Source organism: Nocardia africana NBRC 100379 (genome assembly GCF_001612635.1).
GTDB lineage: Bacteria > Actinomycetota > Actinomycetes > Mycobacteriales > Mycobacteriaceae > Nocardia > Nocardia africana.
This window is the reverse complement of record NZ_BDAV01000005.1, coordinates 348,127-362,399: the sequence shown is the minus strand read 5'-3', so window position 1 is coordinate 362,399 and position 14,273 is coordinate 348,127. Positions and strand designations below refer to the sequence as shown.

The window sequence follows — 14,273 nt, the reverse complement described above, 5'->3', positions numbered from 1 at the left end:
TGGTCTCGGTGCGTTGACGGGATGGCAATGACGGTTGGCTTCGGCATGAGCATCGGCACAGTGAATTCCGTGTGGGCGGCGACTACCGGTGATCGCGGCCGTCCCGCGGTCCGTGTGCGCCGCACCGCGGTCACCGTCGATCGATCCGGAGCCGTCCGGGTCGGTGGCATGCCTCGATTCGCGCCGGTGGTCACGGATTTCGCCGATCTCACTCAGCCGCGCGAGCCGGTGTCGCTGGGTGGCCGGGTCCGGTCCTCGGCCGACCTGCTCGCCTCGGTCGCCACCTGTCTGATCGAGGCCAGCGATCCCGAGGCCGGGCCGGTCCTCACCTATCCCGCCTGCTACACCGACCGGCAGATCGCATCGCTGCAGTACGCGCTGCACCGCTGCGGCGCCTTCGACGTGATCCTGATGCCCGAACCGGTGGCCGCCGTGGAATGGCTCGACGACGAATACGGTGTCTCCGCAAGCTGTTCCACGCTCGTCTACGATCTGGGCGCCAACAATCTGGACGTCGCGGTGGTCCGGACCGAGGCCGAATTCGATCAGCGCGGAGTGCTCGGCTCGGCGTTGCGCTCCGACGCCTTCGGTGGCCGGCCGCTGGGCGCCGTCCTGGCGCGCTACGCCCGGGCCCTGGCTCCGGACGTGCCGGCGCCGGTGTCGAAGGTGGTCCCGGCCGAGGACACCCGTCGCTTGCGGACGTGGCATGTGCGCAATTCCCTTCGGGTGGTTCGCGATTGCCTGAAGCGTGCGCGGGTGACCATCGACGACATCGATCGCGTGGTATTGATCGGCGGCGCCGCGCGGCCCGTCGAGGTGGCGGAGGTACTGGCCGAATTGGGGCCTCCGGTGATCGTCCCGCCGGATCCGGCGCATACGGTCGCGACCGGAGCCGCCATCGCCTCGGCTCGATTCGCCACGAGCAACAGCAATGTCGGGCGGTATGCCCGGGGAGCGGCGGTCGTATCCTCCGCCGCGGTCGTCTCCGCCCTCGCGATGTCGGCGGCGACCATGATCGGCGGTGGGCCGCTCGGTACCGACGGCCCGATCATGGAGTTCGCCCCCGCGCTGGCCGGCCCGGCGGACGGATTGCGCGAGCAGGTCGGCGAGCTGCCGCAGACGCCGGGATTCGGGACCGGATTCGCGGCGCTGGCGGCCCGCGCCGACAGTCTGATGGGCACCTCGCTGTCCGGCTTGCGCAGCTATGCCGGTGCGGCGCACGACTTTTCACACGCCATGACCGGTCGGGTGGAGAACGCGCTGCGCGACTACGGCGCCGTCACGCCCTGTGTGCCGCCTCGCGCCCGGACCTACTCCGACCCGGCGCGTTTCACCAACCCCATGCCGTTCGTGAACTCGGGTGCGGCGGCGCTGCTGGCCGCCGGCGCCGCGGCCCGCGATCTGCCCGGCACGGGACATCCCGGTCAGCCCGGATCCGGTGACCAGGGCACCCCACCCGACGGCGGTTCCACACCCGGAGCCCCGTCCAAGCCCGGACGCTCGGCGCCGAAACCGGATGGTCCGACCGCACCCGCGCCCGGCACGAACCCAGCGCCTGCCGACAACACGCCCGCAGCTACCGGTGCGGCGTCCGGTAATTCGCATTCCGGCGATGCCGCGTCCCCTCCGGGGTCCGGGCACTCGAGCGGTACCGCCGGCAACGGTGACGGCTCGGGTACCGCGTCGGAGCCCGAGTCGAATTCGGGCGGTGCGACCGGCGGTTCGACCAGCGCCGATGCGCACGGCGCGCACGCCGACGACTCCGCGAACTCCGCTGGTACGCAGAACTCGGATGCGACGAAGCCGGGGGGCGCGAACTCGGGCCCGGCACACTCCGGCGACGCCACGAACTCCGGCACCGGAACCGATACCGGTGGTACGGCGAATCCCGGCGACGGCTCGCATTCGGGCGACTCCGCGAACTCGAACGGCACTGCGAACTCGAACGGCACAGCGAACTCGAACGGCACAGCGAACGCCGGGGACAACGCGAAGCCCGGCACCTCGGCCCCCGCCGGTGGCGGCACCGATTCCGCGTCGACCGGGGGAACCCAATCCGCCACGGGCACAACGCCTTCCGATACCAGCCCGGGTGCCGGTGCCGGTGCGGCCCACACTCCCCATCCCGGGGGCGGCACGGTCGCACCTCCCGGCGGCGCCACCCGCCCCGGCGGGACGAACCCCGCCCCGGTCGCGCCCGCTCACCCCGGCGTCGTCGCGCCGAGCAACCCCGGCCTCGGCGCCGGTGGCGGCTTCCACGGGGGTGGCCTGGGCGGCGGTTTCCACAGCGGTGGCTTCGGCGGTTTCGGGCACTGACCAGGTTCACCGGCGGCCCTCGGCCACCGATATCGCGCCGAACCGTCGGTTACGAGGCTCGGCGTTCGTCCAGGACGTCGAGGTAGTGCTGGTTGGACATGATGCCGAGAAGATTGCCGAACGGGTCGACCACCGACGCGGTGACGAACCCCGGACCGCGTTCGGTGACGGGCTGGTGTTCGGCGGCGCCGAGCTCGCGGAGCCTGTTCATTGCGGCGTCGAGATCGTCGACGTGCCAGTACAGCAGTGCGCCGCCGGTTTCGCGGGCGGAGTCCGGGCAGTAGCGGCGGTCGATGATGCCGAGTTCGTGCCGGTAGTCGCCGATCCGGAACTCGATATAGCCGGGGGCCTCGAAATACGGTGTGGTACCGAGCAATTCGCTGTACCAGCGCTTCGCCGCCGCCAGGTCGTCGGCGTAGTAGGACACGGTCGTCATTCCGCGCAGCATCGGTCTCTCCTCGGTCGTTGCATGTCTCGCTCGTTGCGGTGTCTCATACAATCGTCGCGCTCAAAGTGCTCACCGAATGAGCACTTTGTTCGGCAGAATTGCCGTATGCGCGCCGACCGTCTGATTGCCACGCTGCTCCTGATGCAGGCGAGGGGCCGGGTGACCGCCGCCGAGGTCGCGAGGGAACTCGAGGTTTCCGTGGCGACCGCGCGCCGCGACCTCGAGGCGCTGTCGTCGGCCGGCGTGCCGGTCTACCCGCAGCCCGGCCGAGGCGGGGGCTGGGAGCTGGTCGGTGGCGCCCGGACCGACCTCAGCGGAATGACGGCCGACGAGGCCCGGGCGCTGTTCCTGCTGCTCGGTCCGGCGGCCTCGGGCTCGCCCGCCACTCGCTCGGCGCTGCGAAAACTGTTGCGGGCCTTGCCGGAGACGTTCCGCGAGCAAGCCCTGGCCGCCTCGGCGGCGACGCTGATCGATCCGGACGGCTGGGGCCGGCGGCCGCGATCCGAACCGGCGGAGGTCGAACTGCTGCGACAGGCCGTCGCCCGGCGGCGTACCGTCCGATTCCGCTACGGCCCGGCGCATCGCGAGCGTGTCGTCGATCCGTGGGGCGTCGTCGACAAGGACGCCGTGTGGTATCTGATAGCCGGGACCGACCGCGGCCGCCGGACCTATCGCGTCGATCGGATGAGCGAGGTGACCGTCGAGGACGGCGTGGCCGACGTTCCGGCGGATTTCGATCTGGCGCAGGCGTGGTCGGAGATCGTCGAACAGATGGAACACCGCCGCGGTGAGGTCTCGGCGATCGTGCACGCCGATGCCGAGATCGTGCCGATCCTGCACGACCGGCTGGGCCGGCACTGCGCCGAGGACGGCCCGGTCGACGGCGGCCGGGTGGGGCTCCGGATCAGCGCCCATCTGCCGCGCGCGATCGCCGAGCAACTCGCCGGATTCGGAGGCCGCCTCGAAGTCGTTGCCCCCGAATCGATTCGGCGTGAGCTGGCCGCGCTGGCGGCCGAGCTCGCCGCGATCTACCGCTGATCGTCGGGCTACCGGGCGGTGAAACCGCCGTCGATCGCGACCGCCGCGCCGGTCACGAAGCTCGCCTCGTCGGAGAGGAGGTAGGCGCACAGGGATGCGATCTCCTCCGCGCGGGCGATTCGGCCGAGCGGATGCAGCGCCGCGATCGCCGCCTCGCCTTCGGGTGTCGCACCCATCGACGCGCGGAACGCCGGAGTGTCCACCGCACCCGAGACCAGCGCGTTGACCCGCACACCCTCGGTGGCCGTCTCCAGCGCGACCGCGCGGGTCAGGCCGACCACACCGTGTTTGGCCGCGACATACGCAGCGACCGAGCCCATACCGACCACACCGAGGTTGGAGGCGTTGTTGAGAATCGCCCCGCCGCCGGACGCCAGCAGCGCCGGTACCTGCGACCGCAGGCCGAAGTACACGCCGGTGAGGTTGAGTTCCAGATCCGCGCGCCACCCGGCTTCGTCGATGTCCTGCACCGGGCCGAAGGAGTTGACGGCCCCGGCGTTGTTGAATGCCGCGTCCAGCCGCCCGAATTCGTCGATGGCGGCGTGGGTGAGCCGATCCACGTCCTCGGCCACGGTGACGTCGGTCGGGACGAAGATCGCCCGGCCGCCCTCGGCGCGGATATCCGCGGCGATCCGGTCCCCGGCCTCCTTGCCGCGGGCGCCCAGCACCACCGCGGCGCCCTCCGCCGCCACTCGCCGGGCGACGGCCGCGCCGACCCCACTACTGGCGCCGGTGATCAGCACGACCTTCGATTCGAAGCGGTTGTCCACTGTCGTCCCTCTCTATTGCCGTTTCCATATCCGTTGTCTGCCACGCCATCTCGTGACAGGTGTCAGTCAAATCGCGCGAAGCCGGCAAAGCTGGCGGGATTCGGACCTGTAGTTGATATGTCATCCAGCAACGGGAGGGCATACCGCCGGGTAACGGTGGCGGGGCTGTCAGCGCAGCGGCACGATCGGTGACAATGACTCGGTGAACAGTCCTCGACTGATTGCCCTGGATGTGGACGGGACCATCCTGCAGGCGGGCGCACCGATGAGCCCGCGCGTGCGTGCGGCGGTGCGGGCCGCGGTCGATGCGGGCGCCCATGTGGTGATCACGACCGGTCGCACCCTGCTGGCCACCCGGCTCGTGATGGAGGAACTGGGACTCGAGGAAGGCCAGGCGCTGTGCTCGAACGGCGCTGTGCACGTCGACATTTCGAACTGGGAGCCGCTGGCCGTTCATACCTTCGACCCGGAACCCGCGGTCGCGACACTGCGTTCACTGCTGCCCGATATGGTGCTGTCGGTGGAGAAGGTGGGGGTGGGAACGTGGGCCACCGGCTACTATCCCGGCAGCTTCCGGCTCGGGGAATTTCGCTTCGTCGACGATGCCGAACTGAGCCTGGAGCCGACCACGCGGCTCAACGGCTGGTGGCCCGGCGGCAGCCTCGACGAAATGATCGACGCCATCGGCGAACTCGACCTTCCCGGCGCCGGCTGGGTGCACGGCGAGGACGAACCGTGGCTGGTCGCCTCCAAACAGGGGGTGTCCAAAGGCTGGGCGCTGGAACAACTTCGCCTGTCCCTCGACATCCCGCTCGAGCAGACCCTGGCCATCGGCGACGGCTACAACGATATCGAAATGCTCACCTGGGCAGGACATTCCGTCGCCATGGGCAATGCGGTGCCCCCGGTCCACGAGCTCGCCGACGAGACGACCGCCGATATCAGCGAGGACGGGGCGGCCCTGGTGCTGGAGCGCTGGTTCGCGGGTTGAGGCCCGGCACCCGACGCGCGCCACCGGGAGGGCCGGGTGGATTCAGGCCGAAAGCTCGAGGGACAACCGGTCGGCGGTGAGATAACGCTCGAGTGCGACCTCGGTGAGAAACCGGTGCGGCCCGATCGCGGGTGCGTGCACGAGGCCGGGTTCGGCGACGGCCAGGCGATCGAGGAGCAATCCCGGGGCCAGGAACCACGGGGCGACCATCACCCGGCGGGCTCCCCGGCTGCGCAGATCCGAGACGGCTCGGCTCAGCGACGGCTGCGTGGTCGCGAAGCAGATCGTGGATCGCCAGCGGGTGCCGTGCGTGAGCGCCACCGCGACCTCGGCCGTGATCCGGTTGGCGGCCGCGGAGGAGGAGCCGACGGCTGCGACCGCGATACCCAGCTCGGCATCGCCGGGATCGGCGCCCGCGGTCTGCGCCCGGTCCCGCACCGCCGCCACCAGTCGTTCGTCGGTTCCCAGCACGTCGGCCTGTGTGATCCGCAGCAGCGGATGCCGATTGCGGGCGGCCGCCAGCATGCCGGGCAGATCGACCCGGGCGTGAAAGGCACTGCCCAGCAGCAACGGGACGACGATCGCCTCGGTATGTCCCTGTGTCGCGACGGCATCGATGACCTGTTCCACCGACGGGGTGTTCAGGTCCAGGAATGCCAGTCGCACGTCGACATCCGGACGTTGTCCGGCGATCTCGGCGACCACGGCCGACATCGTCGCCGCGGACCGCGGGTCACGGCTCCCGTGTGCGACCGCGATGAACGCCGGGGCACGGCCGGTGCCGGCGGGCATCACCTGCCCGGCGAACGGCCTGAGCGACCGCTCGCCGTTCACGAATGCCGCACCGGCCGAACCCATGTCAGCTACCGACCTCGACCGAGGTCAGGACGTCGCCCACGAGACCCGCGGCCAGCGTGTTACCGCCCGCCGGGTCGATGAGCAGGAAGCTGCCGGTGTACCGGTTGACCCGATAGTCGTCGGCCACGATCGGCTCCGCGACGCGCACCGAGATGCGGCCGATATCGTTGAGCGCCAGCGAATCCGGATTCGGATCGGCGGCCAGGTTCTGCTCGTCGAACCGCTCGATCAGCGCGCCGACGATGGCCTGCGTGGTCCGGGTGCCGTGCTTGAGCAGCAGGCGGGCCCCGGGCCGCAGCGGCTTGTCGCCGAGCCAGCAGACGGTGGCGTCGAACGAATCGATCGGTTCGGGCGCATCGGCGGCCGCGACGATGGTGTCGCCGCGCGAGATGTCGACGTCGTCGGTGAGCAGCAGGGTCACACTGCGGCCGGGCTGGGCGGAGGGCAGTTCGCCGTCGGCGGTGTCGATGCGCTCGACCGTGGTCCGGATGCCGGAGGGCAGCACCACGACCTCGTCACCCTTCGACACCACGCCCGCGGCGACCTGTCCCGCGTACCCGCGGTAGTCCGGATACTCCGCGGTGCGCGGGCGGATCACGTACTGGACCGGGAAGCGCAGGCCCACCTGATGGCGGCCGGTGCTGTCGGCATCGACCGGCACCGACTCCAGATGCTCGATCAGGGAGGGGCCGTCGTAGAACGGGGTGTTCTCCGACCGCGACGCGATGTTGTCACCGTGCAGCGCCGAGACCGGGATCTCCACGACGTCCTCGGCGGCCCAGCCGAGTTTGCTCGTCAGCTCGGTGAACTCGGCCACGATCTGCGCGAAGACAGCTTCCGCATCGTCGACCAGATCGATCTTGTTCACCGCCAGCACCAGCTTCGGCACACCCAGCAGCGCCATCACTGCGGCGTGGCGCCGGGTCTGCTCGATGACGCCCTTGCGGGCATCGACCAGCAGGATCACCAGCTGCGCGGTCGACGCGCCCGAGACGGTGTTGCGGGTGTACTGCACATGGCCCGGGGTGTCGGCGAGCACGAAGGACCGCTTCGGCGTCGCGAAGTACCGGTAGGCCACGTCGATGGTGATGCCCTGTTCGCGTTCGGCGCGCAGCCCGTCGACCAGCAGCGAGAGATCGGGGGTCGCCAGCCCCTTGTCGACCGAGGCCCGGGTGACGGCGTCGATCTGGTCGGCCAGCACCGATTTCGTGTCGTAGAGCAGGCGTCCGACCAGTGTGGACTTGCCGTCGTCGACACTGCCGGCGGTGGCCAGTCTCAGTAGGTCGGACATCAGAAGTAACCCTCTCGCTTGCGGTCTTCCATGGCGGCCTCGGAGACGCGGTCGTCGCCGCGGGTCGCGCCACGTTCGGTGAGTCGCGACGCGGCGACCTCGGCGAGGATGTCGTCGTTGGTCGCGGCATCGGAAAGTATTGCGCCGGTGGTGGATCCGTCACCGACGGTGCGGTAGCGCACCGACTTGACGACCAGCTCCTCGCCCTCGCGCGGCCCACCCCACGAACCCGGGGTCATCCACATGCCGTCGCGCTGGTACACGGGCCGCTCGTGCGCGTAGTAGATGGTCGCGAGTTCGACGTTCTCGCGCGCGATGTAGCGCCAGATGTCGAGTTCGGTCCAGTTGCTCAGCGGGAACACCCGCACGTGCTCACCGGGCGCGTGCCGGCCGTTGTACAGGTTCCACAGTTCCGGGCGCTGCCGCTTCGGATCCCAGCGGCCGAAGGCGTCGCGCAGCGAGAAGATCCGCTCCTTGGCCCGCGACCGCTCCTCGTCGCGGCGGCCGCCGCCGAAGACCGCGTCGAAGCGGTTCTCGGCGATGGCGTCCAGCAGCGGCACGGTCTGCAGCGGGTTGCGGATACCGTCGGGCCGTTCGGTGAGCCGGCCGTCGGCGAGGTACTCCTCGACGCTGGCGACGTGCAGGCGCAGCCCGTACTTCTCGACCACGTGGTCGCGGAAGGCCAGCACCTCGTCGAGGTTGTGGCCGGTGTCCACGTGCAGCAGCGAGAACGGCAGCGGCGCGGGCCAGAACGCCTTGAGCGCCAGGTGCAGCAGGACGGTGGAGTCCTTGCCGCCGGAGAACAGGATCACCGGACGCTCGAATTCGCCTGCCACCTCACGGAAGATGTGGATGGCTTCGCTCTCGAGGGCGGCAAGGGTATCGAATTGTGTATCTGTCGCTGTGAGAGTCATGAGGCGTGCAACCCGCATTCGGTCTTGGCGAGGCCGGCCCAGCGGCCGCTTCGCGGATCGGATCCCGGTTCCGGCTTCCGCGTGCACGGAGCGCAACCGATGGACGGATATCCCTCCTCGACGAGGGGATTGACGAGAATGCCGTGCCGGTCGATATACGCGGCCATCTCGTCGTCGGACCAGGCGGCGATCGGGTTGATCTTCACCAGGCCGAAGCCCTCGTCGAAGGAGATCAGGGGGGCGTTGGCCCGGGTGGGAGCCTCCACGCGCCGGATGCCGGTCACCCACGCGTTGTAGGGGGCCAGCGACTTCTTCAGCGGCACCACCTTGCGCAGCCGGCAGCATTCACCCGCGTCGCGGGCGAACAGATCCTTGCCGAGCAGCCGATCCTGTTCGGCCACAGTGTGTTCGGGCTGCACGTTGAGGATGTTCACGCCGTACACGGTCTCGACCGCGTCCCGGGTGCCGATGGTCTCGGCGAAGTGATAGCCGGTGTCGAGGAACAGGACCTCGACGCCGGGACGCACCTGCGCGGCCAGCTGCACCAGCACCGCGTCCTGCATGTTCGAGGCGACGATATAGCCGCTGCCGAAGGTGTCCTCGGTCCATTGCAGCAGCTCGGTCGCCGAGGCATCGGGGCCCAGCTGCGCCGCGCCGTCCTCGGCGATCCTGCGCAGCTCGGCTTCGCTCAGCTTGTCCACAGTGGTTTCCATACTGAATCTCCCGTTACCGAAGGTCGGCCTCGTCGGCGCGGACAGCCCATTGCGCGAACCGCTCACCGCCGTCGCGGTTCTTGACGAAATTGCGGACGACACGCTCGATGTAGTCGCCGAGCTCCTCGCTGGTCACCTTGTGCTGGCGCAGCTTCCGGCCGAAGGCGGCATCGAGCCCGAGGGTGCCGCCCAGATGCACCTGGTAGCCCTCGACCTGATTCCCGTTGCCGTCGTCGACCAGCTGGCCCTTGAAGCCGATATCCGCGATCTGCGAGCGGCCGCAGGAGTTGGGGCAGCCGTTGATGTTGATCGTGACCGGAACATCGAGTTGCGCGTTGATGTCGGCCAGGCGCTGCTCGAGTTCGGGCGCGAGCACCTGCGAACGCTTGCGGGTCTCCACGAACGACAACTTGCAGAACTCGATACCGCTGCAGGCCAGCAGGTTTCGCCGCCACACGGACGGACGGGCCTGAAGTCCGAGCGGCTCCAGCTCGCTGATCAGTTCCTCGACCTTGTCGTCGGGAACATCGAGCACCACGAGCTTCTGGTACGGGGTGAACCGGATCCGATCGGCGCCGATCCGCTCGACCGCGTCGGCGACCTTGGTCAGGATCGTCCCCGAAACGCGGCCCGCGATGGGGGAGAAGCCGATCGCGTTGAGTCCGTTGCGCAGCTTCTGCACACCCACATGGTCGATGGGACGGGTGGGCTTCTCCGGCGCCGGGCCGTCGATGAGCTTGCGCCGCAGGTACTCGGTTTCGAGAACTTCACGGAATTTCTCGACACCCCAGTCCTTGATCAGGAACTTCAACCGCGCCTTGGTCCGCAGGCGGCGGTAACCGTAGTCGCGGAACAGCGAGACGACCGCCTCCCACACATCCGGCACCTCCTCGAGCGGCACCCACGCGCCGACGCGCTGAGCGAGCATCGGGTTGGTGGACAGGCCGCCGCCGACCCACAGATCGAAACCGGGCCCGTGCTCGGGGTGTTCGACGCCGATGAACGCCACGTCGTTGATCTCGTGGACCACATCCTGCTGGCCGGAGATCGCGGTCTTGAACTTGCGGGGAAGGTTCGAGTACTCCTTCTTGCCGATGTAGCGCCGGGTGATCTCCTCGACCGCCCAGGTGCCGTCGATGATCTCGTTCAGCGACTCACCGGCCAGCGGGGAACCGAGAACCACGCGCGGGCAGTCGCCGCAGGCCTCGGTGGTCTGCAATCCGACCGCCTCGATACGCCGCCAGATCTCCGGGACGTTCTCGATCTCGATCCAGTGGTACTGGAGGTTCTCGCGATCGGACAGATCGGCGGTGTCGCGGGCGAACTCGGTGGAGATCTGGCCGAGGGTGCGCACCTGCTCGACATTCAGCGCGCCGCCGTCGCAGCGGATGCGCATCATGAAGTACTTGGCCTCGAGCAGATCGATGTTCTCGTCACCGGTCCAGGTGCCGTCGTAGCCCTGCTCACGCTGGGTATAGAGGCCCCACCAGCGGAAGCGGCCACGCAGATCGCCCTTGTCGATCGAGTCGAATCCGCCCTTGGCGTAGATGTTCTCGATGCGCGCGCGGACGTTGAGCGGGTTGTCGTCCTTCTTGCTCTGTTCGTTCGCGTTCAACGGCTCCCGGTAACCGAGGGCCCACTGGCCCTCGGACTTGCGGCGAACCGGCTTGCCGGTGCGTTCGCGCGGTCCGGACGCCTCCGGGCGGGGCCGGGCACGACGCTCGCGGGCGAGGCGTTCACGCTCCGCGCGAACGGACTCGGGGGTGGGACCGGCGTCGGTACTCGACGTCATAGGGTCGCTCCTGAAGAAGATGGATCAGGCCTTGCGGCAGGCGGGAGGGGGCTGGCTCGCGCCTTCGGTGTTCAGCGAATCGGACCGATGGGCATCGCGACGGATGCCGGAACCGGGGAGAGGGGAGGCCGAGCTACCGGAGGCGATCCGGCAGACAACTGGCGCTGCAGACACGCTTGAAGTCGACATGGCGGCGCGCCACGAGTCGTACTCCAAGTCCGGTCATGGAAGTCATTGTGCCATGTCAGATGGGTCTTTCCGACGGGTGGGTCATATTCTCCGCAAAAAAGCGGGAAATTCCCTGGACGGCCGTCCTAATTTGTGAGATGCGTCATAGATCAAGCGGATTCGCCGATCGCGGTGCCGCCGGTCCCGGCCGAGGGGGTTCACTCTCGCGGGCCATCCGGGCGGCCGACCACCGATAGGATGCCGGTCCATGCCCGTTCGCCGCCAACCTGCCGAGGCGGCTCCTACATCGCGGCTGTGGCCGTCCGGTGGCGTTCATCAGTGGGCTTCGGGCGCGTCGAGTTCGGTGCACGCGCATGCGCGCGGGCATCTGGTGTATGCCGCTCGCGGTGTGCTCTCGGTGCACACCGAACGCGGCACCTCGATCGTTCCGGCGAACCGAATCGGCTGGACCCCAGCCGGATTCACGCACCAGCACCGCGCCCACGGGCGAACCGACATGCGGATCGTCTTCCTCCCGGCGGCACCGGCCCGGCTACTACCGGACCGTCCCGCGGTCTTCGGGACCACCGATCTGGCCCGGGAGGTGTTCCTCACTCTCACCGGACCCCGCGACCACGACCGTGGCGCGCGCGCCCGGCTGCACCGCGTGCTCGTCGACGAGCTGCGCGAAGCGCACGAGCAGCCGCTGCAACTGCCGCAGCCCCGCGACGACCGGTTGCAGGCCCTGGCGCGGATTCTGTACGACAACCCCGGCGACACCACCGGGCTGGCCGAACTCGGGCGGGCGGTCGGCGCGAGTGCGCGCACGCTGAGCCGGCTGTTCCACGACGAGCTCGGCATGACCTTCTACGAATGGCGCACCCAGCTGCGCATCTCACACGCCCTCGTACTGCTCGCCGAGGGCCACGACGCCACCTATGCCGCGCACGCCTGCGGGTGGGCGAACCCCAGCAGCTTCATCGCGGCGTTCACCGAGATCGTCGGCACCACTCCTGGCAGATACGTCCGCTCGCATGAAACCCGGCGCGAGCACCCGGCGCCGGAAGCGGCCGACTAGCCGGTGTGCCGCCGGTCACTGCGCCGCACCGGGCACACTGGTGGGGTGACCGCATCCGCTCCCGAACAGACCACCGCCGCGCCGACGCTGCGCGATTTCGGCGGCGGGCCGTTCGGGATCTACGTGCACGTCCCGTTCTGCGCGACGCGCTGCGGCTACTGCGATTTCAACACCTATACGGCGGGTGAGTTGGGTTCCTCCGCCTCGCCGGAGTCGTGGCTCGAGGCCCTGCGCGGGGAATTGGCCACGGCGGCAGCGGCTTTCGCGGAACTGCCGAGCGCGCAACCGCCGGTCTCGACGGTGTTCGTGGGCGGCGGTACCCCGTCGCTGCTGGGCGGCGACGGCCTGGCCGCCGTCCTCGACGCCATCCGCGCCGAGTTCTCTCTCGCCGCCGATGCGGAGGTGACCACGGAATCGAATCCGGAGTCCACCTCACCGCGGTTCTTCGAACGCATCCGGACGGCCGGGTACACCCGTGTCTCCCTCGGCATGCAATCGGCCGCGAGCCACGTCCTGCGCATTCTCGACCGCACCCACACTCCCGGGCGCGCCGTGGCCGCCGCCCGCGAGGCCCGGACCGCCGGTTTCGACCACGTCAACCTCGACCTCATCTACGGCACACCCGGCGAATCCGACGCCGACCTCGACGCCAGCCTCGACGCGGTCCTCTCCGCCGGCGTCGACCACGTCTCCGCCTACTCGCTCATCGTCGAGGACGGCACCGCCATGGCCCGCAAGGTCCGCCGCGGCGAACTCCCCGCCCCCGACGAAGACACCCTCGCCGCCCGCTACGAACGCATCGACGCCCGCCTCACCACCGCCGGCTTCGGCTGGTACGAGGTATCCAACTGGGCCACAACACCTTCCGCTCGCTGCCGGCACAACCTCGGCTACTGGGACGGCGGCGACTGGCTCGGCGCCGGCCCCGGTGCGCACAGCCACCTCGGCGGCGTGCGCTGGTGGAACGTCAAGCATCCGGGCCGCTACGCCGAGCGCGTCGCATCCGGCGCCGGACTGCCCGCCGCAGGCTGGGAAGCCCTTACCGACACGGAGCGGTACACCGAGCGAGTGATGCTCGGCGTCCGCTTGCGGTCGGGGCTTCCGGTCGAGGAATTGGATGCCGATGGGCATGCGGCGCTCGAGCGCGTGGCCGCCGACGGGTTGGCCCGGGTGGTCGGCGATCGGCTCGTCCTGACCGATCGAGGGCGTCTGCTCGCCGACGGAGTCGTCCGCGATCTGCTGAGCTGACGGCCGCCGGGGTCGACGCGACGGCATACCCGCCGGGCGTCGCACGCCCATCGGCATCCGTCCGGCGGCGAGCCGAGATCTGGCCGCGCACTTCGACACCTGGATCGACCGAGCCGTCCGCCGCCTGCGGGAGCAGGAACCCGCCGCCTGGTAGCGGCCCGGTGAATCGGTGTATTTCGCCCCGAATTCGGCGCTGCTGCCCGGGCGCGGGTACCGACAGCGTAGGGTTCGAGGCAACTTGAGGAGATCCATGTCACAGGCACGCCACATCACCCTTGTCCACGAGCAGAGCGAGTTCGCCGAAACGCGTGCCGCAGAGAAGGCCGAGGCCGCACGGCGCAGCGCGCTCGCCGCGCGGGCGGTGGCCAGTCATTCGACCGGAGTCGACGACTGCCAGTCGCTGCTGACGATGCTCGGATTGGATGCGGCGGCAGGCAAACTCGTCGCCGAATCGGACTGATTTCGCCCATCGGGCGCGAGACGGACGTCTTCGCAGCACCTCCCGTGGCGCCACCTCCGTTCCGCTACGAGACCGGGTGTCCGCCGCCGGCTCGGCATCACTGTGCGACCTCACACGCGGGAACTCGTCCGCACAGGAACTAAACTGGTGTCGGATCAACCGGGAATCCGCGCGGTCGATGCTGCCCG

At 69.4% G+C, this 14,273-nt stretch carries 14 protein-coding genes; 6 read left to right on the top strand and 8 right to left on the bottom strand.

Going from position 1 to position 14,273, the window contains the following annotated elements; genetic code table 11:
* The first annotated feature begins 45 nt into the window (after positions 1-45).
* On the top strand, positions 46-2,316 hold the full coding sequence (locus NA3_RS06920) for an Hsp70 family protein (RefSeq protein WP_167354964.1): 2,271 nt from the start codon (positions 46-48) through the stop codon (positions 2,314-2,316).
* Between the two features lie 49 nt (positions 2,317-2,365).
* Here the strand turns inward: NA3_RS06920 and NA3_RS06915 are convergent, their stop codons facing one another.
* Complete coding sequence (locus tag NA3_RS06915) at positions 2,366-2,764, bottom strand: VOC family protein (RefSeq protein ID WP_062962668.1); 399 nt, start codon at positions 2,762-2,764, stop codon at positions 2,366-2,368.
* Between the two features lie 105 nt (positions 2,765-2,869).
* Here NA3_RS06915 and NA3_RS06910 point away from each other — a divergent pair, with 105 nt between their 5' ends.
* Positions 2,870-3,802, top strand: a complete 933-nt coding sequence (locus NA3_RS06910; RefSeq protein WP_062962667.1) for a helix-turn-helix transcriptional regulator — start codon at positions 2,870-2,872, stop codon at positions 3,800-3,802.
* Positions 3,803-3,810: 8 nt separating this feature from the next.
* On the opposite strand, the gene NA3_RS06905 is transcribed toward NA3_RS06910, so the two are convergent.
* On the bottom strand, positions 3,811-4,572 hold the full coding sequence (locus NA3_RS06905) for an SDR family NAD(P)-dependent oxidoreductase (protein ID WP_062962666.1): 762 nt from the start codon (positions 4,570-4,572) through the stop codon (positions 3,811-3,813).
* A gap of 202 nt (positions 4,573-4,774) precedes the next feature.
* Here NA3_RS06905 and NA3_RS06900 point away from each other — a divergent pair, with 202 nt between their 5' ends.
* Entirely contained in the window at positions 4,775-5,563 is a 789-nt protein-coding gene (locus NA3_RS06900) for an HAD family hydrolase (RefSeq protein WP_063917326.1), read from the top strand.
* A gap of 42 nt (positions 5,564-5,605) precedes the next feature.
* Here NA3_RS06900 and NA3_RS06895 read toward each other — a convergent pair whose 3' ends face one another.
* The 6 genes from NA3_RS06895 to NA3_RS39235 all read right to left on the bottom strand — a co-directional run bounded on the left by NA3_RS06895 (position 5,606) and on the right by NA3_RS39235 (position 11,357).
* Entirely contained in the window at positions 5,606-6,355 is a 750-nt protein-coding gene (locus NA3_RS06895; RefSeq protein WP_062962933.1) for a sirohydrochlorin chelatase, read from the bottom strand.
* A gap of 67 nt (positions 6,356-6,422) precedes the next feature.
* Entirely contained in the window at positions 6,423-7,712 is a 1,290-nt protein-coding gene (locus tag NA3_RS06890) for a sulfate adenylyltransferase subunit 1 (protein WP_062962665.1), read from the bottom strand.
* On the bottom strand, positions 7,712-8,644 hold the full coding sequence (cysD, locus tag NA3_RS06885) for a sulfate adenylyltransferase subunit CysD (protein ID WP_128145383.1): 933 nt from the start codon (positions 8,642-8,644) through the stop codon (positions 7,712-7,714). Before cysD ends, NA3_RS06890 begins: the two co-directional genes overlap by 1 nt.
* Positions 8,623-9,339, bottom strand: a complete 717-nt coding sequence (locus NA3_RS06880) for a phosphoadenylyl-sulfate reductase (protein ID WP_062962663.1) — start codon at positions 9,337-9,339, stop codon at positions 8,623-8,625. Before NA3_RS06880 ends, cysD begins: the two co-directional genes overlap by 22 nt.
* 13 nt (positions 9,340-9,352) lie before the next feature.
* Positions 9,353-11,131, bottom strand: coding sequence for a nitrite/sulfite reductase (locus NA3_RS06875; RefSeq protein WP_062962662.1), 1,779 nt, complete (start codon positions 11,129-11,131; stop codon positions 9,353-9,355).
* Between the two features lie 133 nt (positions 11,132-11,264).
* Positions 11,265-11,357, bottom strand: coding sequence for an Ms4527A family Cys-rich leader peptide (locus tag NA3_RS39235; protein WP_368854180.1), 93 nt, complete (start codon positions 11,355-11,357; stop codon positions 11,265-11,267).
* Positions 11,358-11,567: 210 nt separating this feature from the next.
* On the opposite strand from NA3_RS39235, the gene NA3_RS06870 reads away from it, so the two are divergent.
* From NA3_RS06870 to NA3_RS06860, 3 genes are all read left to right on the top strand, one after another.
* Positions 11,568-12,377 (top strand): AraC family transcriptional regulator, encoded by an 810-nt coding sequence (locus NA3_RS06870; RefSeq protein WP_084491285.1) that lies wholly within the window; start codon positions 11,568-11,570, stop codon positions 12,375-12,377.
* 45 nt (positions 12,378-12,422) lie between these two features.
* Positions 12,423-13,625, top strand: coding sequence for a radical SAM family heme chaperone HemW (hemW, locus tag NA3_RS06865; protein ID WP_084491284.1), 1,203 nt, complete (start codon positions 12,423-12,425; stop codon positions 13,623-13,625).
* A gap of 250 nt (positions 13,626-13,875) precedes the next feature.
* Positions 13,876-14,085, top strand: a complete 210-nt coding sequence (locus NA3_RS06860) for a hypothetical protein (RefSeq protein ID WP_062962660.1) — start codon at positions 13,876-13,878, stop codon at positions 14,083-14,085.
* Positions 14,086-14,273 lie beyond the last annotated feature (188 nt).